This is a genomic window from Bacillota bacterium (genome assembly GCA_012727955.1).
Lineage (GTDB): Bacteria > Bacillota > Limnochordia > DTU087 > JAAYGB01 > JAAYGB01.
On the sequence record JAAYGB010000005.1, the window covers coordinates 66,872 to 88,744 of the forward strand.

The 21,873-nt window shown below is 52.8% G+C and carries 21 protein-coding genes; 20 read left to right on the forward strand and 1 reads right to left on the reverse strand.

What is annotated here, in order from left to right:
• Positions 1-47 precede the first annotated feature (47 nt).
• On the reverse strand, positions 48-671 hold the full coding sequence (locus GX030_01155; protein NLV90986.1) for a DUF3298 and DUF4163 domain-containing protein: 624 nt from the start codon (positions 669-671) through the stop codon (positions 48-50).
• Positions 672-850: 179 nt separating this feature from the next.
• Here GX030_01155 and GX030_01160 point away from each other — a divergent pair, with 179 nt between their 5' ends.
• From GX030_01160 to GX030_01255, 20 genes are all read left to right on the forward strand, one after another.
• Positions 851-2,146 (forward strand): alpha-glucosidase/alpha-galactosidase, encoded by a 1,296-nt coding sequence (locus tag GX030_01160; GenBank protein ID NLV90987.1) that lies wholly within the window; start codon positions 851-853, stop codon positions 2,144-2,146.
• Between the two features lie 155 nt (positions 2,147-2,301).
• On the forward strand, positions 2,302-2,736 hold the full coding sequence (locus GX030_01165) for an OmpH family outer membrane protein (protein NLV90988.1): 435 nt from the start codon (positions 2,302-2,304) through the stop codon (positions 2,734-2,736).
• Between the two features lie 58 nt (positions 2,737-2,794).
• Positions 2,795-3,838, forward strand: coding sequence for a UDP-3-O-(3-hydroxymyristoyl)glucosamine N-acyltransferase (lpxD, locus tag GX030_01170; GenBank protein ID NLV90989.1), 1,044 nt, complete (start codon positions 2,795-2,797; stop codon positions 3,836-3,838).
• Positions 3,839-3,999: 161 nt separating this feature from the next.
• The gene (locus tag GX030_01175; protein ID NLV90990.1) at positions 4,000-4,647 is read left to right on the forward strand and encodes a YjbH domain-containing protein; all 648 of its coding nucleotides are present in this window, start codon (positions 4,000-4,002) and stop codon (positions 4,645-4,647) included.
• 111 nt (positions 4,648-4,758) lie between these two features.
• A complete protein-coding gene (locus tag GX030_01180; protein NLV90991.1) occupies positions 4,759-5,541 on the forward strand; it encodes a hypothetical protein in 783 nt (260 codons plus the stop codon).
• A gap of 96 nt (positions 5,542-5,637) precedes the next feature.
• Complete coding sequence (locus GX030_01185; GenBank protein NLV90992.1) at positions 5,638-6,723, forward strand: YjgP/YjgQ family permease; 1,086 nt, start codon at positions 5,638-5,640, stop codon at positions 6,721-6,723.
• A 104-nt stretch (positions 6,724-6,827) separates the two neighbouring features.
• Positions 6,828-9,107: an LPS-assembly protein LptD gene (locus GX030_01190; protein ID NLV90993.1), complete on the forward strand. Its 2,280-nt coding sequence runs from the start codon at positions 6,828-6,830 to the stop codon at positions 9,105-9,107.
• A gap of 31 nt (positions 9,108-9,138) precedes the next feature.
• Positions 9,139-9,840, forward strand: a complete 702-nt coding sequence (locus tag GX030_01195; GenBank protein ID NLV90994.1) for a hypothetical protein — start codon at positions 9,139-9,141, stop codon at positions 9,838-9,840.
• Positions 9,809-10,543, forward strand: a complete 735-nt coding sequence (locus tag GX030_01200; protein ID NLV90995.1) for a hypothetical protein — start codon at positions 9,809-9,811, stop codon at positions 10,541-10,543. The genes GX030_01195 and GX030_01200 overlap by 32 nt, the downstream gene beginning before the upstream one ends.
• Positions 10,544-10,780: 237 nt before the next feature.
• On the forward strand, positions 10,781-12,907 hold the full coding sequence (locus GX030_01205; GenBank protein ID NLV90996.1) for a hypothetical protein: 2,127 nt from the start codon (positions 10,781-10,783) through the stop codon (positions 12,905-12,907).
• Positions 12,908-12,944: 37 nt separating this feature from the next.
• Positions 12,945-13,673, forward strand: a complete 729-nt coding sequence (locus GX030_01210; protein NLV90997.1) for an amino acid ABC transporter ATP-binding protein — start codon at positions 12,945-12,947, stop codon at positions 13,671-13,673.
• A 151-nt stretch (positions 13,674-13,824) separates the two neighbouring features.
• Entirely contained in the window at positions 13,825-14,658 is an 834-nt protein-coding gene (gene lpxC, locus GX030_01215; GenBank protein ID NLV90998.1) for a UDP-3-O-[3-hydroxymyristoyl] N-acetylglucosamine deacetylase, read from the forward strand.
• An 89-nt stretch (positions 14,659-14,747) separates the two neighbouring features.
• On the forward strand, positions 14,748-15,731 hold the full coding sequence (locus GX030_01220; GenBank protein ID NLV90999.1) for an NTP transferase domain-containing protein: 984 nt from the start codon (positions 14,748-14,750) through the stop codon (positions 15,729-15,731).
• 162 nt (positions 15,732-15,893) lie between these two features.
• The gene (gene fabZ / locus GX030_01225; GenBank protein ID NLV91000.1) at positions 15,894-16,337 is read left to right on the forward strand and encodes a 3-hydroxyacyl-ACP dehydratase FabZ; all 444 of its coding nucleotides are present in this window, start codon (positions 15,894-15,896) and stop codon (positions 16,335-16,337) included.
• A 67-nt stretch (positions 16,338-16,404) separates the two neighbouring features.
• Positions 16,405-17,223: an acyl-ACP--UDP-N-acetylglucosamine O-acyltransferase gene (gene lpxA / locus GX030_01230; protein NLV91001.1), complete on the forward strand. Its 819-nt coding sequence runs from the start codon at positions 16,405-16,407 to the stop codon at positions 17,221-17,223.
• Positions 17,224-17,241: 18 nt separating this feature from the next.
• Positions 17,242-17,856: an isoprenylcysteine carboxylmethyltransferase family protein gene (locus GX030_01235; protein NLV91002.1), complete on the forward strand. Its 615-nt coding sequence runs from the start codon at positions 17,242-17,244 to the stop codon at positions 17,854-17,856.
• Positions 17,857-17,940: 84 nt separating this feature from the next.
• The gene (locus tag GX030_01240) at positions 17,941-18,768 is read left to right on the forward strand and encodes an LpxI family protein (protein NLV91003.1); all 828 of its coding nucleotides are present in this window, start codon (positions 17,941-17,943) and stop codon (positions 18,766-18,768) included.
• Positions 18,765-19,919, forward strand: coding sequence for a lipid-A-disaccharide synthase (lpxB, locus tag GX030_01245; GenBank protein ID NLV91004.1), 1,155 nt, complete (start codon positions 18,765-18,767; stop codon positions 19,917-19,919). Before GX030_01240 ends, lpxB begins: the two co-directional genes overlap by 4 nt.
• A gap of 126 nt (positions 19,920-20,045) precedes the next feature.
• On the forward strand, positions 20,046-20,765 hold the full coding sequence (lptB, locus tag GX030_01250; GenBank protein ID NLV91005.1) for an LPS export ABC transporter ATP-binding protein: 720 nt from the start codon (positions 20,046-20,048) through the stop codon (positions 20,763-20,765).
• On the forward strand, positions 20,762-21,847 hold the full coding sequence (locus GX030_01255; GenBank protein ID NLV91006.1) for a YjgP/YjgQ family permease: 1,086 nt from the start codon (positions 20,762-20,764) through the stop codon (positions 21,845-21,847). The genes lptB and GX030_01255 overlap by 4 nt, the downstream gene beginning before the upstream one ends.
• The last annotated feature ends 26 nt before the right edge of the window (positions 21,848-21,873 follow it).

A 21,873-nucleotide genomic window follows, 5' to 3' on the forward strand; every position in this document is an offset into this window, starting at 1 on the left:
TGCTGGCGAGAGGATTCTATGTCCAGCAGCGGAACTTCAGGTGGTTTTTAGCCCATCAAAAGGCGAGGAATTGGTCCAAGGGTACAGAGATTCATGTCGAGATCTTCATAGGGGATGGGGAACTCCAGGATACCTGCTGAATAGGGAGCAATCTCATAGAGTTGGAAATAAATCACCAAGTCCCTTGGGGTCAAATAGAAATCCTGGTCTGGAGAGATTTGCTCAAAGGGCTTCAAGAGTGGAATATCTCGGGCTTCAATTTCCGCTGCGATAATGGCCGACAACTCCGCTACATAGTCGAATCCCGGTCGGAAAAGATCCGCCAGCTCATACTTATATCCAGTGATTGTTTCGAAGGTGAGGGAGCGTTGAAAGGTCATCGGATGGGCTGCCTGAGGCGGAAATCCAAAATTGGTAAAGACGATGCTTAACAGGCCTTGCTGATTGAGTTCGACGGTGTAGTCTCCGGTGATCTTAGGAACTACTCCGGGAGCCCAAGCCGCCCTTTGTTCCTTGATCATCTTATAAACCAAGCGTTGTATGGATCGGTTCATCCTCTGTTGAGCCAGACTGTTGGTACCACCAACTACTTCCGGGTAGAGGATATCCACCATCGGTTCCAGGATTCTTGCCTGTCGTAGCCTCACGGACCGCCGTTGTTCATGCTCCATACACACTCCTCCTTCCTGATGGGTTCCTGTCAGTGTATGTTTTGAGGGAGGAAAAGGTGCTCTGGCCAGCTTGCCTCAAGATGCGGTGAGAAAGTTGTCCGCGAACCCCCGAGGGCAAGGGGAAAGGCAAAGGGACAGAGAATCTGTTATATATCTCACTAATTGTTGGGAGGATTAGCATGCCTAAAATCACCTTCTTGGGGGCCGGTAGCACAGTTTTTGCCAAGAGCGTCTTGGGGGACTGTATGCTGACCCCAGCACTACGGGACTCTCACATCGCTCTGTATGATATCGATTTGCAGCGGCTGAAGGATTCCGAAAGAATGCTGCAAAACATCAATGCCAACAATGGTAATCATGCGACCATCGTGGCCTATACCGATCGGAAAAAGGCCTTAGAGGGAGCAGATTATGTAGTTAACGCCGTTCAAATCGGAGGATATGAACCCTGTACCGTTATTGACTTTGAGGTTCCCAAAAAGTATGGACTGCGGCAGACCATTGGTGACACCTTGGGGATCGGTGGGATCTTCCGGGCATTGAGGACAATTCCAGTGATGCTGGATTTTGCCCGGGACATGGAAGAAGTCTGCCCCGACTCGTGGTTCTTGAATTACACTAATCCCATGGCTATCCTTACCGGCGCTATGCTCCGAGCGACGGATATTAAGACGGTAGGTTTGTGCCACAGCGTTCAGGTCTGTGCCACCCACCTGCTAGAGGGACTGGGGATGGAGACCGACAATATCCAATGGAAAATTGCCGGAATCAACCATATGGCCTGGTTGTTAGAGATTACCCGGGATGGGGTAGACTTGTATCCGGAGATTAAGCGTCGGGCCCTAGAGCGGGAGACTCCCCATAATGACATGGTCCGCTATGAAATCATGAAGCGCTTTGGTTACTATGTCACCGAATCCAGTGAGCACAATGCTGAGTACATGCCCTACTTCATCAAGAGCCAGTACCCGGAGTTAATCGAGCAGTTTAACATTCCCCTCGATGAGTATCCTCGACGGTGCGTGGCGCAGATTGCCGGCTGGGAGAAAATGAGAGAGCAGCTGGTGGAGAACAAAGACATCGAGCATCGGCGGTCCCATGAGTATGCCTCCTATATCATGGAAGCGATGGAAACCGACAAGCCTTACAAGATCGGCGGCAACGTGATGAACACCGGCTTGATCACCAATCTGCCCGAGGAGGCCTGTGTAGAAGTGCCCTGTCTGGTGGACGCCAGTGGCGTCACTCCCTGTTACGTAGGGGCGCTGCCACCCCAGTTAGCGGCTTTGAATATGACCAACATCAATGTTCAGTTGTTGACCATTGAGGCGGCCTTGACTGGGAAGAAGGAATACATCTACCATGCGGCAATGCTCGATCCCCACACTTCCTCGGAGCTGACCATTGACCAGATCTACAACCTCGTTGATGACCTCATCGAGGCCCACGGTGACTGGCTGCCGAAGTACAAGTAAACCTGCTTTAGGCTTGAGTTGGCCCCATAGTTAGCAACAAGTGGCATTTGGTTCGATGTAAATAATCAGGGAAAATTTGGTTAGACTAAGGGTGAGGCGTAGGCTTCACCCTTGGTTTTTATCACTTAGTGTAGCTACTTGTTGGGAGGGAAACTATGGTGCAGTCAAAGGCTTGGTTACGTTGGGGGTTACTAATCATCGCAGCAGTCGCTTTGCTGATTATCGGTGGCTGCAGGGCTGGCAATACCACTGCTGACGTCGGTGTGATTGACATCTCCAAGATAGTGGCCAAGAGCTCGAAGGCTCAAGCCTATCAGCAGCAGTTGGTGGATAAGCTTGAGGAGCTCGAGACCCGTCTCGAGGAGGAAACGGCGGATCTTGATGAGGAGGAAGCCCAACAAAAACAGAAGGAAATCTACAGCGAGTACCTAACCTTGAAGCAGGAATTGGAAGGAAAACTAGAGAACGAAATCAACGAAGCTCTGAAAAAAGTAGTCGATAAGCGAAACCTAGATCTGGTACTGTATCGAGAAAGTGTCCGGTACGGAGGGGTAGATATCACGGATTCTATTATCGAAGAGTTGGACTAGATTAGTTAGGGAACCGGAGCTGTTCCGGTTCTTTTTTTTGAAGGAAAGGGTGAAGGACATGTATACGCTTGCAGAACTGGCGGAGTTGGTGGGCGGAGAAGTTCACGGTCCGGGAGATTTGCCGATTCAAGGGATAGCTTCCCTGGAGGATGCCACCCTCAATGATATCAGTTTTGTCGATTCAACCAAGCACCTACCTCAGGCGCTGGATAGTGCAGCCAAGGCCTTGATCGTGGGTCAAGATATTGCCCTTGAGGAGTTAGACAAGCCGGTGATTCGCACGGAAAACCCCCGGTTAGCCTTTGCGACCCTCTTGGAGCATTTTGCCCCGGTGTTGTCTGTGGAACTGGGGGTTCATCCCAGTGCCGTTATCGGTGAGGGAGTCCAGCTCGGTGAGGGTTGTTCCATCGGAGCCCATGTGGTCATTGAAGCCGATGCCACCATTGGTGACAATGTGATTGTTTACCCCGGCACCTATATTGGACAAGGGTCAGTCATCGGTGACAATACAATTATCTATCCCAACGTAGTGATCCGGGAGTATGTAGAAATCGGTGCCAACGTGATCATTCAACCCGGGGCGGTTTTAGGGGGCGACGGCTTTGGCTTTGTCACCGTCAAAGGCAAGCATCACAAGGTACCTCATATTGGCAAGGTGATTATTGAAGACGATGTGGAAATTGGAGCCAATGTTACCATTGACCGAGCCACCTGTGGTCGAACCGTCGTTGGTCGGGGAACAAAGATCGATAATCTGGTGCAGCTGGGTCACAACGTAGTTGTGGGAGAGGACTGTCTCATCGTGGCCATGGTTGGAATCGCAGGCAGCGCGCCCATCGGCAACCGTGTCACCGTGGCGGGGCAAGCGGGAATTGCCGGGCACTTGCAGGTTGGCGACGATACTGTAGTTGCCGCTCGGTCTTTGGTTATTGGTAGTGTGCCGCCTCGTCAATTCGTTTCCGGCTCGCCGGCCCGTGACCATGGCGAATCGATGCGGGCCATCGCTGCCCAGCGGCGAGTTCCCGATTTAATCAAACGGGTTAGAGCGCTAGAGAAGGAGTTAGAAGCCCTCAAGACGCAGCTGGCTGGCCAATGGGACTAGGACCAAAGTCGAATTGGATACAACTGCCAGTTTAGGCAACAGGAAAAGACAAGCCAAACGCAGAACTCATGAAAAGCTCCTGCCCCTCGCCAATTCCTGTATAGCTTAACGATCTTTTCGTAGGCAAAATCCTGAACTCAACGAGTATAGGGAGGAAAATCATGAAGGGTAAATACTTAATTGTGACTGCATTATTGGTGGCCACCGTCTGGTTTGGCCTTGTCGGCCTGGGCTCGGCGGCAACGACCACGTGGGGACCAACGGGGTTAATTAATGTCCCCACCGCGGATGTCAACGTTCCCGGTCGCTTAGATTTGGCGATGCATCATTTGAAGAGTCGAACATCCTTAGTCGCCAGCTACGGCGTCTTGGACACCTTGGAGGCCGGCATCGGAGTGCACAACCTAGGCGGCGACAGTGAGTTGTCCATTAACGTCAAGGGTGTTCTGATCGAAGAGACTGCGGACCTACCGGCCCTGGCCCTGGGTCTCAGCGGCGTTGAGGATACCACCTATTACATGGTGGCCAGCAAGAGTTTGCCGGGCTTGGGCATTCGGGGACACCTGGGTATCGGTAGCGGAAGGGTCGACGGCCTGTTCATCGGGGCTGAGAAGGTACTCAATCCCGTGACGGTTACCACTTCCGGACAGGGAATGAGAATCCCGGTAACGACTTTGATGGCCGAGTGGGATGGTTCCGACCTCAATATCGGTGCCGACTTCGCCTTCAGCTATGGCCTGAAGGTCAGGGTCATGATCAATGACATGGATTCCCTGGGTGTCGGTTTGCAGCTCAGTGCTCAACTCTAGAGGTAACTTCTGCTAACTCCAGCGTGCCCTTCGGGAGTTGTCCGTTAGGGGGCGAGAAGACTGAGTTGGAGCCGGTTGCGGTTGTGGTGCCGGTCCCTGGTGATGGTGCCCTTGCTTCTAGCATGGTGGCAAGGGGCCCATCCAGCGGTAGCTGCCGGCATGATATCCGCTCGGGTGGCTGGCATGGCAGATGCGGCAGTGGCCTTGCCTGGGATTGAGGCGCTGTGGAGTAACCCCGCCGGAATGATTGCCCATCCCCAATTAAGTGTGGGCTTATCGGCTATGGTGGCCGACGGAGGGGTCAGGAGACGGTCGGGGCTGTATTTTCAGCCAGACAACGGCCTAGGAGCCGGAGCCTTAGGTTGGCGCCGCAGTCGCTGGAACCCTGGGGAGGGCATAGATCAGATTCAGTATACCTTGGCGATTTCCCATCACGTCTGGTCCTTCGGCGGTACCATCGGTTGGGTCGATTACAAAACAGCTGACGGTACCGGTGACGCTGGAGCGGTTGTGGATTTCGGTGTTCAATTCGCTCCTGGTGCAGAGGTGGTGGTGGGGGCAGCGATTAACCGAGTCTATTCTACATTGTCCGATGGGTTGGCTATTGCCAGACCCCAGGCCAGCCTCGGTGTTAGCACCACTGCTGTCCCAGACTTAACACTGGCCCTGGAGCTAGCGGATTTAACGGGACCGGAAGTGGGGCTCAAGGTTGGAGTAGAGTATCGCTTGACTGAGGCGATGGCAACTCGATTGGGTACCTATCGAGGCCTTAGCCGGGGCTGGGAAAGCTGGACAGCGGGATTGGGCTGGCATCAGGACAATTGGTTAGTCGATTGGGCCCTTGTCCTTGATGCTGGAATCACCCATTGGATTGGCATAGGATGGAATCTATAGCCAAGGTAGATCAGGGGATAGGTTGGCAACTGTAGGCGGTCTGCAGTTGCCTTTCTCATTGGTGGTAGAAGCATCAGCCGCTACGGGGGAGGAGTTATGGGGATAAAGCTGCTGGACAAATACGCCGTCAAGGAGTTTTTGGGTCCCTTTGTTGCCTGTGTGGGCGGCATTACCATTTTACTCATCAGTGGATATTTGTTTGAGCTGTCAGATTTGGTGTTTGTCAAGCGGGTGCCCTTTGCTGTTGTGTTACAGTTGTTGGGATACCGCATCCCTGCGGTCCTGACATTAACCCTACCCATTGGTGTACTCTTTGCTACCTTTCTCAGTCTGGGTCGATTTGTTAAGGATAATGAGCTGACGGTGATGCTCTGTGCCGGCCATCGGTTGGCTCGCTTTGCCCTTCCCTACCTGGTGATTGGCTTGGCGGTTAGTGGGATCACCCTGGCGGCCAACGAGCATCTGGTACCCTATACCAATCATCGGGAGGCCAATATCCTTCGCCGGTTGGTCTTGCAGGATGGGCTGCCGGTGATTGAGGAAAAGGTGTTCTTTAAGGATCCTGATAATCGCTTTTTCTATATCAATCGCGTTGATCGCGACCGCAACCTGCTGTCAGAGGTGATGATCTACGTTCCCAATCCCGAGTCGGATTTTCCCACTTTAATCACCGCCAGGACCGGAGAGTTTCGCGACAACCTTTGGCACCTGCAAAATGGCATTCAGCGGGAATTTGACTCCCAGGGATATTTGCGACGGGAAGTGGTTTTTGCCACCTTGGATATTGTCACCGAAGAACCCGCCGAAGCCTACCTTGGCAAACAAAAAACCACTGAAGAAATGAATCGTAGGGAATTGCGGGAACACATCGCCGTCTTCGAAGCCAGTGGAATCAAAGTGGACTCCTTTGTCGTTGATTATCATCTTAAGTTGGCGCTGCCCGGGGCCAGCTTGATATTTGTCCTATTGGCGGTGCCCTTTGGCTTTCACAGTGGTCGGGGCGGTCGGTTCTTTGCGGTCTTGGTGGGGTTGGGAATCGTATTTCTGTATTACGCTGCCACTTCTATTTTTCGATCCATGGGAGCCAATGGGATCCTTGCCACTGGCCCGGCGGCGTGGCTGAGCAATATTCTCTTTGGAGGCGTCGGGGCAGCAGCCATCCTTTGGCTGGAAAGGCGATAGCCACCAAGGGGAGCAAAATTGCCCAAGAGGAACTGACTGGGGCTGCATGGAAGTTGATGTAATGCAAGTGGAAATACAATCGGTGGAGGGAAAGGCGGTCCCCCATGCAGCAGGATAGATTCCAGAGAAACCTTGAAAAATCTATGATCACGATTGTTATCCTTTTCTTAGCGGTAACCATCTTGACGGCTGTCAGCTTTGCCCAGGAGAAGATCTCTTTGCAGGCGGAAGGGCAGCTGGTTTTCGATATTACAACGGGAAACGTATACGCCGAAGAGGGTGTAGAGCTAGAGTATCAAGACCTAGTGTTACTGGCTGACAGTGCTCGCTACGACAGTGAGAACAGGATGGCTTATCTGGTGGGCAATGTTGAGCTTATTGAACCGGATCGGGTGGTCAGGGGACAGGCCTTGACCTATGACTTTACTTCACAGGTCAGCTATATGGACGATGTGAGAACGGAAGTCACCGGCACAGGAATGCAGGGTCTAGCCTATCTGACGGGGCAAAGGGTGACCAACACCTCACAGGTGATGCATATCGATAACGGTACCATCACTACCTGTGATCTCGAGGATCCCCATTATCATTTGGCCAGCAAGTCCATCGATATTTATCCCGGGGATCGCATCGTAGTTCGCCATGTGGTCTACTATGAGGGCAAGATTCCTTTGTTTTATTGGCCTTATTTGGTGATCCCAATCAGAAAGACCGCCGCAGGTACCAGTGTATTCGAGTTTCCCCGGGTAGGGCGGAATGAGTCCGATGGCTGGTATGTCAAGACGGCCTATAACTACTACCGCGGTCCCGAAGCCTATGGTAAGGTGCATCTGGATTGGTTTCAGAAAAAGGGGATTGGAAAAGGAGTGGATCACACCTACCAAGACGATGAGCAGGGGTACGGTGAAATTTCTTTGTATCATCTAGGAGGTAGTGATTGGGGTCAGTCCATCACCGCGGGTTGGACTCAGCAACTGCAACTGGGTCAAGCCTGGGAGTTTGCCAGCGATGTGGAGTATGTCACCCGGAACTTGACTGCAGGAGACTCCTCGGATTTTCTTGCCAATCTCGCTCTGTCTCGGCAGGCAGCGGACTCCCGGTTGAGTGCCACCTTAGATTATGAAGGGAATGCCTTTGCCGATGACACGGGAGAGTCGGACCTGTTGGGGCGGGTCAGTTATTCTCGTTCCTTCGGTCAGGGGTTAGGGGTTCGCCTGGGGGCGGACCTGCGTCGACTGGGGGAATACACCGATGGGGCCAGTGAAATAGAGCAATATGAAGGCTACTTGGGTGAAATCACCTTGACCCAACCCCGGTACCAAGTGGGTGTTGCCCTGGAGCAGAAACTTAATCCAGAATTTCTGCGTTCGGAGATCGGCAGTGTCAAATGGGTCACCGCCAAGGATGCTCCCCGCCTATTCTGGAGAAGCCGCAATTGGCGCTGGTTTAACGGTTACCTGCCAATGCTCTTTACCGGATCCTATAGCCGCTACTCTGAAGTGTATCCCAACGGGTCGACCCAGGCCGGGCAGGTGGCAACGGTTACCGGGGGAATCAACAACAAGGTGTGGAATCTCAACCCGCAAACCCGGGTCACCTTAAGCAGCACTTTGCAGCAGGATTGGTACAGGGATCTCAGCAAGGAAAGCCCGGTTGGAGGGATACCGGCGGTAGAGACCCAAGGGGACCTGTCCCGCCTAAGCCTCCGATCCCGAAGTTCCCTGCGGTACAAGCCCTCCGAGCCCTGGACCCTGACCTTAGGTTATACCGATGATTGGGTGATCGCGGGGGAGACTCCCTTTGTGCGGGATCAGATCGACAACAAGGAGCTGCTTACCGGCAGAGTCCAATACCAGCAAAAGGCCGTTGCCGCTTCCCTGTCTACGGGATATGATTTTTATGCTGGGAAATATGAAGATGTCGTTGGTCAACTGGGGTATCGGCCCAGTGACAAGCTCCAGTTGGATCTGCAGGCCAATTACGATGTGCAATTGGGGGAAGTTACCAATCTCTACACTTTAGCCAAGGCAGCCCCCTTGACGGGGTGGCAGGTGCAGTTTGGATCTGGCTACGATCTGCTAGAGGAGCGGTGGGAACGTCTGGATGCTGCCACTACCGCCCAGCTGCCCTGGGGTTTGACCCTGCAGCACTTGATTAGCTACGATGGGGCCACGGATTCCTTAACCTACAACGACATTGCCTTGACCAAGGATCTGCATTGTCGGGAACTGACCCTGCGGTACAGCGCGGTTCGGGAGGAGATTTGGCTGGAGTTTAGCCTTAATGCCTTCCCACGGACCAAGCTGTTGGCCGGGACCGCAGAGGACAAATTACTCTTCGATGCCCAGGGCATCGAAGAATTGGTGGATGTCATCACTGATTAGCTTGAAACTAGTCTGAAGGGAGGATTGGGCAGTGAAGAGATTGCGTCGGCACCCCTGGTGGGGGGTGGCTTTGATTGTCTTGGTTATCCTGGGTTTGGGATGGTATCGGCAGGTCAGGCAGGACGATACCCCGGCCATGGAGAAGCCTCAGATTATCGATGACAGTGACCTGGCTGCCCAGTTCTCCACAGTCCATCTTGTGGGCCATCGGTTAGGGGTAAAGGAGTATGATTTCCGCTTTGATCTGGTGGAACAGATCGGGGGAGAAACTCCCCATATTGTGTTCTCTAATCTGGTGGACGGCAAACTCTATGGACAGGACGGAAAGCTGCAGTATCGGATCGATGCCGGCTGGGGTAAGTGGTATGAGAAGACCGAGGAGCTGGAGCTGGAACAGGGTGTGACGCTGTTGACGGCCAAGGATGAGGTAGTGGTTGGTCCCGGATTTCTGTGGCGATCCAGCCCCAATACCCTTGAGTCTCGGGGCCGGGTGACCATTGAGACCCCATCGGTAGCCATTGCTGCCGACCATTTGTGGGCAGAGCTAGGCAGCGATGAGTCGGTGTTAACGGATAATGTCGTAATTTCCGATCACCGTGGTTCTACCCTGATTGGTGACAAGGCGGTGTATCGGGGGCAAGAGGAAATCATTGAAGTGGTGGGACCAGCTGAGATCGTAGTGCTGATAGGCGGTGGAGAACATGATCAGAAGGAAAGGAAATCCCAGGGTTAAAAGGGTTTTAGGGTTGTGGCTGTTATGCTTGTGTGTGGCGGGTTCCGGGCTGGGCTTGGCCCAGGAATCTCGGGATAGAGTATTGATTAAGATCTTTGAATCCGATCCCGAGGCGAAGACTACTTCCTATAGTTTGGCTACCAATGAGCTGCATATTGAGCCTCCCTCTGGCTACGTCGAATTGATTCGGGACAACACTACCTTGGAGGCTAAGCAGGTAGACTATGCCCAGGAGAGTCAGGTCGCGGTGCTGCAGCGGGACGTAAAGGTCACGGACCCGGAAATTGATCTGTGGACCGACAAGTTGACGGTGCAGTTTAACGACGATCTGTACATCGCCGAGGGAAAGGTGCGCCTGATGCAGTGGGAAGTTGATGCCCAGGGTGAGCGAGGGGCGCAAGAGCTCTACCTTACCGCGGACAAGGTAACTATTAACGATGCAGCGAAGACGGTACAGGCTCAAGGTAGGGTTTACGTGGAAGAGGCGGATCGACGGGTCTGGTCGGAAACCATGGATTATGATCAGCAGCGGGAGATCATGGTCTTTACCGGCGATGTGCGAATGGAGACGGAGTCGGGAAACCGCCTGCAGGGGAATCGAGTTGTGGTGGATTTGGCCACCGATGAGGTCACGGTTTTTGGTCCCGTAACGGGCGAGTTTATCCTTGAAACTGAAGAAGAGGCCGAGCCGGTAGGAGATTAAAGCTCGGTGCTTTTCGATGAAGCATAAATAGAGCATACATAGGAAGGGACGTGTTCCAGTCATCGGTGTTCCGGTGGCTAGGGTGCGTCCCTTCCCTGGTCTTGGGAGGATGTAAACTCTGCCAGGGCCACCAAAGGGAACAACTCGGGCCATAACCTAACAATTGATGCAAGAATTATCTGTATATTTACCGAGAGTGTCATGTTATAATTGCCATGCTGGGAGGTGAAGTAGGCAATGATGACACTGTTTCGTGACGGTTTTGGCCGAGATCTGGTGGTCTTAATGATCGTTAGTATCGTGGCGGGAACAATTCTGTCTACCGGAATTGCTAAGGCCGTTGATGCCTATTTTGGCGATACCATCAATGGTTTGATCGGTGATTTCGGTGAATATGATCTTATTCTACACATTAGAGAAGATGCCAAGGAAGCGGCGATGACAGAGCTGAAGGCCTTGGCAGAGAATCGACTACCGGGAATGAAGATGAGTGACGGAGTGACTATTGCGGGTAAGGTCAATGTCTTTATCGCTATCCCGGAGGAAGAGAAAACGAAAGAGACCTTAGAGAACCTGGACAATATTTTCGGAGACATCCCAGGTCAGTCAGGGTTTACCCTGATGATAGAGCCAACGGTCGTCGTGCAAGGCACCCACTCCGCGGTCAGGGGAAGATTGATTGAGGAGATCGAGGCGGTACCGGGAGTGAGCTTTGTCTTTCGGGATGGAGGCAGTTTGTATGCTGTTCTAGAGTCTGTGGACAAGTCTACTGAAGTAAATGAAGCGGTCAAGAACATCTTGCAGCAGTATCAACTACTAGAGATTAGTTTTCCCATGGGACAGGAGACAGAGGATGTGGCTTCCACCGGTGCGGTGGTAATTGCGGAGCTGGAGAATAGGTATGCTCCCAGTCTAATCGAAAACATCACCCTGTCGCAGGATACCGAGAACTATCAAGCCTTTGTGAAGACCTTGGCAGAGATGAAGCTGTTTCTGGAAAACTACGCGACTAAGGTGACCATCCCCATCGAGGGTCTGGAGCCGCTGAATGTCGGCAATCGGGTAGTGGTCCTCACCGCCGAGGATAATCTGGCGGAGGGAGAACCCGTTGGGGAAGAACAGCTGGTGATCGAGGTTACCTCTATTACCGGTAGCGAGGCCAAGGGCTTGATTATCCAGGGTGATATCAGTGACGTTGAGGGCCAAGGGGAGCTAAATGGTTACCGGGTGCGAGCCGGTAAGGTAGGTTCCCGGGTCGGGTCTGTGATCTTGGAGAATGATCGCTATCGACTAATTCGAGCCATTGACGAAAGTATCGCCCTGTTGACCCAGCTGGACAGTCTGTCCGGTACGGCCGATGAGGCGGTGGAGAACGCGCAGGAGACCCTGGAGCTCTTCCAGGAATCGCTGGTGAAGCTGGAAGAATTGCAGACCCAGATTGAGGAGTTGAATCGAAGCCTCAATGGTGGTCCCGATGCCGGCGCGGGTAATGTGGTTCTGTCGATGCTGATCAGCCAGGTGATGCGGGGCCTAGTGGGAGATAAGTCCGAGGAAAGTGCCGGTAATCTCCAGGATCTCGATATTGCAGCGATGCAGGAGACTTTGGCTGCTCTAGCGGGACAATTGAAAAACGTTGAAACCGTGGATGTGCAGCTGATTATTGATCAGATTCAACAGGTCAAGGAGTCCTTGCCTCAGCTGCGGGACGAAGAGATTGGCCAGTCGATTCAGCTGATCAACAGCTATATCCAGGGACAAGTGATTCCCGGAGAAAAGATTCAGCTGTTGCTGGATGGCGACTCGGTATCGGCCGAGGAGGCTCAAGGGGTGATTCGGGAGGTTCTGGACAACCAGTACCTGTCGGTATACTCCTCGCCGGTGGGGATTGTTAACCCCAACGCAAGAGCTGAGCTATTTCGAGTGTTGAGCGAAGTGAGGGCAACTATCGCCGGGATGTTGGCGATATTCTTTACCCTTCTCTTCTTGATTTTGGACTACTCGACGGTGATGAGTGTGATGAAGCAGCTAGAGTCGAGAATCACCAGTCGGTCACTGTGGAAGCGAGTATTTAGTCCCGTTAAATTCATCGGAGTTGCCCTGGGGGCAATCCTGTTATTTACCATTTATCTGGCCAGCCGAGCGCAGATTCCCTATGTAGCTCCTTGGCATATGCTGATCCTCGGTGGTATCTTGGGGGGCTTGGCTGCTATTTTGTGCGACCGATTCAGCCCCGTCAATGAGGATGAAATGATGGCCGGTGAGGCCCTGGGATTGACCTACGTTCAGATCATGCGTAATATCGTTATTCCAGAGAGTCGTCCCGGTTTGCTCAATCTGCTAAATGGCTGGAAGAAGACCTTCTAAGGGAGCTTATGCGGGATTTTGGGATGGAGGTGAAGCAGTGATCGAAATCTATGATCTGAAGAAAACCTACGGCAAGACAGTAGCCCTTGATGGGATGAGTCTCAAAGTTCGCAAGGGCGAAACAGTGGTGATTATGGGTCCCAGCGGGTGCGGAAAGTCCACGTCTATCCGTTGTATCAATCGGTTGACGGAGCCTGATTCCGGGAAAATCCTTTTCAACGGCCAGTCGATTTTGGATATGAGCCACAGAGAGCTCTTGGCCTATCGCCAACAGGTGGGCTTTGTGTTTCAGAAGTTCAACCTGATCAATCGGATGACGGTGAAGGAGAATGTGATGTTGGCACCGGTACTAAATGGACTCAACCGCAGTGAGGCTGAGTCCTTGGCAGAGCGGGCCTTGGCCAGAGTAGGGCTGAGTTCCGCTGCCCATAAGCGTCCCCATGAGATGTCCGGTGGAGAGCAACAACGGGTTGGAATTGCCAGAGCCTTGGTTAACAACCCCCAGCTGGTTCTCTGGGATGAGCCCACTGCTTCATTGGATCCGATTTTGGTGCGAGAAGTTCTAGAAGTGATGGAGGACTTGGTGAACACCACTCAAACTACGTCAATCATCGTGACCCACGAAGTGGACTTTGCTTTGCGGGTGGCAGACCGGATTGTACTCATGGATGGCGGCCGGGTAGTTGAGGAGGGTTCACCGGAAACGATATTCGTGGATCCGAAGTCGGAGATTGGAGATAAATACAAGAAACTGATTGCAGCTTAGTCGCGGCCAGGGAGTGATCCCTGGCTTTTTTGTTAGAGAGAGTGGTATGATAAGATTTTAGATAAGGTACTTTTGTCTCGATTTGGGCAGGAATGATGAGACAAAACAAGAAAAAGTGATTCTAATGGATAGGAGCGGGAGGGAGTAGCATTTGCAGTCACAACGGACGCTGGCGAAATCCATCAGTTATGAAGGCCTTGGGCTTCATACTGGACGAACTATTCGGATGTCAATTCACCCGGCATCTCCCGACTCTGGCGTGGTGTTTCGGCGGGTAGATTTGCCCGAGAGGCTCGAAATTCCGGCTAGGCTGGAGAACGTAGTTGATACCAGGTTGAACACTACTTTGGGTATTGGTACCGTCAAGGTTATGACGGTGGAACATCTTCTGGCTAGTCTGTCAGGGATGGGCGTCGACAACGCTATTGTCGAGTTAGATGGCGGTGAAGTTCCCGTCGGGGATGGCAGCGCCGAGTTGTTTTGTCGCTTGATCCAAGAGGCGGGAGTCGTCGATCAGCCACAGGCTCGAGTCTATCGGGGTTTATCATCGCCGGTCAGTGTCTCCGACAAGGGCCGGTATATGGTTGCCTTACCTGCCGATGAGTTCAGGATATCCTTTACCTTTGTTACCGATCATCCCGTAATCGGTACCCAGTACGCCGATTATGCAATTACCGAGGAGGTATTTCGGGAGCAGCTGGCTGCGGCCCGAACCTTTGCCTTTGCTCATCAAGTCGAAGAGATGCGGCGACAGGGAAGGGCTCTGGGGGGAAGTTTGGATCTGGCTGTGGTGGTGGGGGACGAAGGATACGTGAACGAACTGAGATTCCCCGACGAGATTGTCCGGCATAAGATTCTGGATATTGTGGGTGACCTGGCTTTGCTGGGGCCGATGAAGATGCATATCATTGCCATCAAGTCCGGTCATCAGCTGGATGCCTGGTTGGCACAGCGAATTTCCGAAGTAGCAGTTGGATGGAATTGACAGGAATAGAGGAGGCGACCTTGTCTCAATAATGTATGTGAGGGATGTTTTTCCTCAGAGTACAAATATTTACTAAGGAGGTCAACTCTTTGCGCGCAATTCTGCCTTTAGCCGGGATCGGTAGCCGATTGCGACCTCATACCCACACCCTACCTAAATCCTTGGTACCGGTAGCGGGCAAACCTATCTTGGGACATATTCTCGACCGGTTGATTCCCGTTGGAGTAAGTGAAGTGGTCTTGATCGTCGGTCAGATGGGTGACATGATCGTAGACTACGTCAGTGAGAACTATAATTTTGTCGTCCGCGTGGTCAATCAGGAGGAGAGACGGGGTCTTGGTCATGCCGTCTACCTATCTCGAGAACATGTCGACCCGGCGGAGCCGGTGCTGATTGTTTTGGGCGACACCATCGTCGAAGCTGATTTGGCAGCGGTGGTCAGAAGTCCCCACAGCGTCTTGGGGGTACGGGAGGTGGACAATCCCCAAAGTTTCGGCGTTGTCTCTTTGGAAGGAGATCGTATCGCTGACCTGGTGGAGAAGCCAGCCAACCCGCCGTCGAACCTAGCAGTGGTGGGGGTCTATTACATCAAGAACACTGCTCTGTTGCTTAATTGTCTGGAATACATAATCGATCAGGGAATTACCTTGAAGGGCGAATTTCAGCTCACCGATGCCCTGCGCCGGATGATTAAACTGGGCGAACCCATGGGTGTTTTCCCAGTGGAAAGCTGGTTTGACTGTGGTAATCCCGAGAGCCTGTTGGCCACCAATCGATATCTCTTGGACCGGGATGGAGCCGTTAGTGCTCCCCTGCAAAATACGGTGGTAATTCCCCCAGTACATATTGCCAGAACTGCTAGGGTAGCCAACAGTGTCGTCGGCCCCTATGTGTCGGTAGCTGATCATGCCGTGGTGGAGAACTGCCTGATCAGGGACAGCATCCTCAACGAAGGCGCAGTTGTGCGGGACATTACCTTAGATGGGTCTTTAATCGGACATAACGCTGTCGTCACTGGTCGGTACACTAAGCTGAATATCGGGGACTCTTCGGAGATCATTTCCGGTTCCTAGGGGGCAGAGTCCGGGAAACCGACGAGAAAAAACAGGATGGGATGGCAGTTGTTATTCCCATCCATTAGCTTGACACGTCTACGGGCGCAGGGTACAATGGTAGCAGCCTTGCTTCCAGGTACTAATTTGTGCCCGAACAAATTGGTAAAGGAAGATTTTCATATGTTAGATATTCTTGAAATCCAAAACAGAATTCCCCATCGCTTTCCCTTTTTGATGGTGGATCGAGTCCTGGAGTTGGAGCCAGGTATTCGGGCAGTTGGATTGAAGAACTTGACCATCAACGAGCAATTCTTCTCTGGTCATTATCCCCAGCGCCCTATTATGCCAGGGGTTCTGATGCTTGAGGCTATGGCTCAAGTCGGGGGATTGGCGGTGATCAAGGATGGAGTGGCCAGCGGTCAGGTTCCTTTGTTAACCGGGATCGACAAAGCTCGCTTTCGGCGAGTCGTGGTTCCCGGCGACCAACTTCGCATTGAAGTTGAAGTCACTCAGTTGCGCAGGTCCTTGGCCAAGTGCAAGGGCTATTGTTATGTAGAAGATGAGCTGGCTGCCGAAGCGGATTTGATGTTTGTGGTGGCCCCTGCCGACAAGGTCGGACAGTAACGGTCACCTGTACAAACTTAAGCTGACTTTGGGGATTGTGCCATGGGCAGCCGGAAGGGGAACAGGAATGAGCACAAAGGAAAAGCCGGGAAATAATGTCATCCCTTTGCGTCAGAAGATACACGAGACTGCGATTGTTCATCCCAATGCAGTGATTGGTTCCGGCGTTACTATCGGTCCCTATTCGATTATTGGTGAAAATGTAGAGATCGGTGACGGGACAGAGATCGGAGCCCACGTGGTTATAGAGGGATGGACGACGATTGGTAAGAATAATAAAATTTATACCGGTGCAATTATAGGAAATGAGCCCCAGGATCTGAAGTTCAAAGGGGAAAAAAGCTATCTCTTCATTGGAGATAACAACATCATTCGGGAGTATGCTACCATCAGCCGAGGTACCGAAGGTGGTGGAGGCGAAACTCGAATTGGCAACAGTTGCTTGATCATGTCTTACGTTCACGTGGCCCATGATTGTCAGATCGGGAATAATGTCATCATTGCTCATGGCACTGGAATAGCCGGCCACGTTACCGTTGAGGACAGTGCTGTTTTTGGTGGGTTAGTTGGAGTCCATCAGTTCACCAAAGTCGGGCGGATGGCGATGATCGGCGCCCATACCATGGTAACCAAAGATGTGCCTCCATACCTTCTCGTCGATGGAAATCCCGCTAAAGCCTACGGTATCAATATAGTTGGCTTGAGACGCAATGGATTAAGTCCCGAGGTTAGAGCCGAAATTAAGCGCGCCTATAAGATTTTGTACCGTTCTAATTTGACTATATCCGAGGCCATCGAACAAATGGAGCAGGAGTTGGCCGGTTCTCCAGAAATCGATCATTTCCTCCGCTTCTTGAGATCCGTGGATCGTGGTATTTGTCGTTAGGATAAGGTAGGAGATCTTATGACCCAGTCAAAAAGCGTGTTCCTAAGGGCAAAGGAGTGCGCCTCCCTGTCGTTGCCTGAAACGCTGTACAAGATCCGGGGGATCCTGCCTTTGCCTCTACTGTTACTCAGCATCCTGTGGTCTCGTCCGAATCCCCAGTCCTTGACCTGGGGTTTGGTCCTGGTTGCAGGGGGAGAACTAGTTCGCCTCTGGGTAGCGGGGTTTCTCGGTGGACAGCCAATAGAGCAACGGGACGGGTTGCCCTTAGTGGAGCATGGTCCCTATAGTTTGATGCGGCATCCCCGCCAGATTGGGAATTTCCTCATTGGGATGGGATTAAGTGTCGCTGCAAACTGGTGGATCGGATACCTGCTCTATTTCGGCTATTGCCTCCTTGTGATTCGGGTATTGATTCCCGTGGAAGAGGATGTCTTGGTGGCCAGCTATGGTGATGAGTATCGCCAATATTGTGCTAGGGTACATCGCTTTCGTCCGAAGGTTAGCAAGGCCATCCTTAGCCGAGAGGGTTTTGCCGGGAAAGATGCCTTTGCCAGCGAGCGGTCGATGCTGTTCTTCATCGCTGCTATTGGGGCATGTTTTGCTGCAAAATGTTTGTTTCTGGTAACGGGATAGGTTGTCCTTTGCCGGTATGGGCCACTGGTTTCCAGTGGCTTTTTCTTTACCAATCTTCGCTTAGGTGGGACAGGGGGAAGTGAAATGAAAATAGGTTTGCTGGCCGGTGAAGGGTTACTACCCTTTGCCTTTGCCGAGAATGCGAAAGCTATGGGGCACAGTGTGGTGGCGATTCAGATCTTTGCTGCCAGGCCGGAACTTGCCTCCCACGTGGACAAGTTGCTGCAGATCCCGGTGGGGCAGTGGGGAAAGATTCTCAGTACCCTGCAGCAAGAGGCTGTTGATCGGGTGTATATGGTAGGGAAGGTTCCCAAGGGTCTGATGTACACCTCCATGGAATTTGATGCTCGTTTTCGGCAAATCATGGGGTCCCTGGCAGCCCGCAACGACGACGCTGTGGTGTTGGCCTTTATCGCGGACTTGGCTGCCCATGGACTTGAGGTTGGCTCCCAACTGGATATTCTGGAACCCTTGTTGGTTCGTCCTGGCGTCTTAACCGACCAGGCCCCTACTCCAGAGCAGTGGCAGGACATTGGATTTGGTTTTCCCATGGCTAAGGGCATCGGGCGCCTGGACATTGGACAGACGGTGGTGGTCAAGCATGCCGCGGTGGTGGCCGCTGAAGCCGTGGAGGGAACCGATGAGGCCATCCTGCGGGGAGGAGCTCTGGCCGGCCCCGGTACAGTAGTGGTGAAAGTGGCCAAACCCCATCAGGATCTTCGCTTTGATATCCCTACGGTGGGGGAGAGAACCCTGCAGTATATGGTTCGGGCCCAAGCCTCGGTACTGGCGGTGGAGGCCGGTGCCGTATTGATTGTTGAGGAGCCGCAGTTTGTTCGCCAGGCCAACGAACTAGGTATCGCCATCGTAGGCGTTTCCGATCAGGATGGGCAGGCAGGTGCTGACCAATGAAGGGCTACAAGGTGATGATCGTTGCGGGAGAAGCCTCGGGAGATCTCCACGGTTCCTACTTGGTCCAGAGCCTGAGGCGGCAAAATCCCGATATCCAGTTCTTCGGGATGGGTGGTCGCTTGATGCAAGAGGCCGGCGTTGAGCTGCTCTTTGATCCCACCCAAATGTCCACCATTGGATTTGTGGAGGCGCTGAAAAGTTATCGGGTGCTAAAACGGGTTTTGTCCCGGCTGCGGGATGCCTTAGTGGAACGACGGCCCGATGTCCTAGTACTCATCGATTTTGGCGGCTTCAACATGCGCCTGGGTCCCATGGCCAAGGCAGCTAACATTCCTGTGGTCTACTACATTAGCCCAGCGGCATGGGCCTATGCCGAAGGCCGGGCCAAGAAGGTAGCCGCCTTTGCCGACAAAGTGGTGTCCATCTTTCCCTTTGAGTACGATGTATACAAGAAGGCTGGGGCCAACGTGGAGTTCGTCGGCCATCCCCTGTTGGATATCGTGCAGGTGGATGGCAGTAAAGCTGAGCTTTGCTCCCGACTGGACCTAGATCCGGAAAATCCCATTATTGGACTTTTGCCGGGAAGCAGAGAGCAGGAGCTAAAGTCACTGTTTCCCAAGATGCTGGCTGCTGCCAGACTCATTGCCCAGGAGATTGCCGATGTCCAATTCGTGGTTCCCCTGGCGTCCACGGTGTCTGACGTGGCGGCAGCCATCCTCGATGACTTGGATGCAAGGGATCTGAACCTAAGGATAGTGACCGGTGAGGCCTATAGTGTGATGGCAGTCAGCGACTTGGCGGTGATCGCCTGCGGAACGGCTACCTTGGAGGCCGCGATCCTCGACACTCCCCAAGTGGCGATTTACCAGGTGGCGCCGGTGACGGCCTTTATTGTACGGCGGGTGGTGCGCATCTCCCACTTTGCTCTGCCGAATATCATCATGGAGAAAGAGATTATTCCTGAGTTGATTCAGGAAGAGGTAACTACTGACAACATCGCTGGGACGGTACTGGAGCTGTGGAATCAGCCCGACCAAATAGCACAGATCCGTCGGGATTATCAGGCGATGCGGACCAGACTGGGCAGTTCCGGAGCGGTGGACAGAGCTGCCGCTGCGGTACTACAGGCAGCCCGGCAAAGCTCACGGTAACTTGCTGCGAAGGACTGGTATGCCGGGATCTGGCTCTAGTGGTAGGGTTTGCGTAGAGGTATCCATGGGAAAATAGCGAATTTTGTTGTAGGGACAGGTATTCAGTTTGATGAGGGAGAGTTTGTTTTGACCATCGTAGCCCAGGATCTGGTGAAGTCCTATCGCGGTCGAAGAGTTGTAGATCGAGTCTGTCTCGAGGTAGCTCGAGGTGAAGTAGTAGGCTTACTGGGGCCAAACGGGGCAGGGAAGACTACTACTTTTTACATGATCGTGGGATTAGAAAGGCCGGACTCTGGGAGCGTCCAGATCGACGGACAGGAGATTACCCCCTTACCGATGTATCGGCGCGCCCGGTTGGGAATTGGTTATCTGCCCCAGGAAGCATCGATTTTTCGCAAGTTGACGGTGACGGAGAATATCTTAGCGATTTTAGAAGTTATGGGGTTGGATAAAAGACAACGACAGCAGCGCCTGGAGGAGCTGTTGGAGGAATTTGACCTGGGGCATGTCAGGAATCAGCAGGGCGTGATGTTGTCCGGGGGAGAGCGGCGTCGAGTGGAAATCGCTCGGGCTCTGGCAACAAACCCGGCTTTCATCCTGTTGGATGAACCCTTCGCCGGGGTCGACCCCATCGCGGTGGCCGATATCCAGACGATAGTGGCTTACCTGAAGAAGCGGGGTTTGGGGGTATTGATCACCGATCATAACGTGAGAGAGACCCTGGCCATCACCGATCGAGCCTATATTATGCATCAGGGCAAGATCCTAGTTTCTGGCTCCGCCGAGGAAATCGCCACCAACGAGACTGCCCGCAAGTTTTACCTGGGAGAGCGGTTTAGCCTATGAGAATTCTAGATAAATATATAGCCAAGGAGACCATTTTGCCCGTCTTGTTTGGGATTGCCGCCTTCACCAGTATCTTCGTTGGCACCGAATTGATCGATATGGCTAAGTTGGTGGTCCGATATGGGGCACCGCTGAGTAAGGCGGTTTTGGTTTTCCTGTATAATCTGCCGCAGATCTTTACCTACACCTTTCCGATGTCGGTACTTCTGGCAACGCTGTTGTCGATGAGTCGGCTGTCTTCTACCAGTGAGATTGTGGCAATGCAGGCCGGTGGCGTCAGCTTTCGGCGGATTATTGCACCGGTGTTGGTGGTGGCAGTAATCGTCACGGGAATGAGTTTTTTTATTAGTGAGAAGGTGGCCCCTAGGGCCAATGAACGCAGCGCCCTGTTGATGCTGGAGATTCGGGGTGGAAGTATCCCCACGGTGACCAGAAACGTTATTCTGCAGACGCACGAGCGGGGAATAATGAATTGGTTCCTGTATGCCGCCCGCTTTGACGCTAAGACTCAAATCATGCATGATGTGACGATTGTATCCCTAGACAACGGCAAGCCCGTTGAGAACACCTATGCGGAGCAGATTGTGTGGGATGAGACAGGATGGTATATGGAGAATGGAGTGACCAATCGCTTCAATGCCGATGGCCAGGTGGTGACGGTGAACTTCGCTGGAGCCCGCCAGCCCGTGGATATCGGTCAGAAGCCGCAGGACATCGTTCGGGCCCAAAAGGACCCCGAAGAGATGAATATTCGGGAATTGTCGCAGCATATCAATATCCTAGCCAGTCAAGGCCGCAATGTCCGCGAGTTGCAGGTGAAGTGGCACTCGAAGTTAGCCATGCCCTTTGCTAGCCTGATCTTTGCTTTGGTGGGAGCTCCTTTGGGAATTCAGCCCCATAGATCGGCGACCTCCATTGGATTTGGGCTGTCAATTGTAGTTATTTTTATCTATTACGTGATTATGACGGCGGGAGAGGCTCTAGCCCAAGGGGGATATCTGCCCCCGGTTGTCGGTGGTTGGATCGCCAATATTTTCTTTGTTGTTCTGGGATTGGGGTTGTTGTTTCGTTCTTCTCGGTGAGGATCAAGGCGCTAAATTAAGCAGGA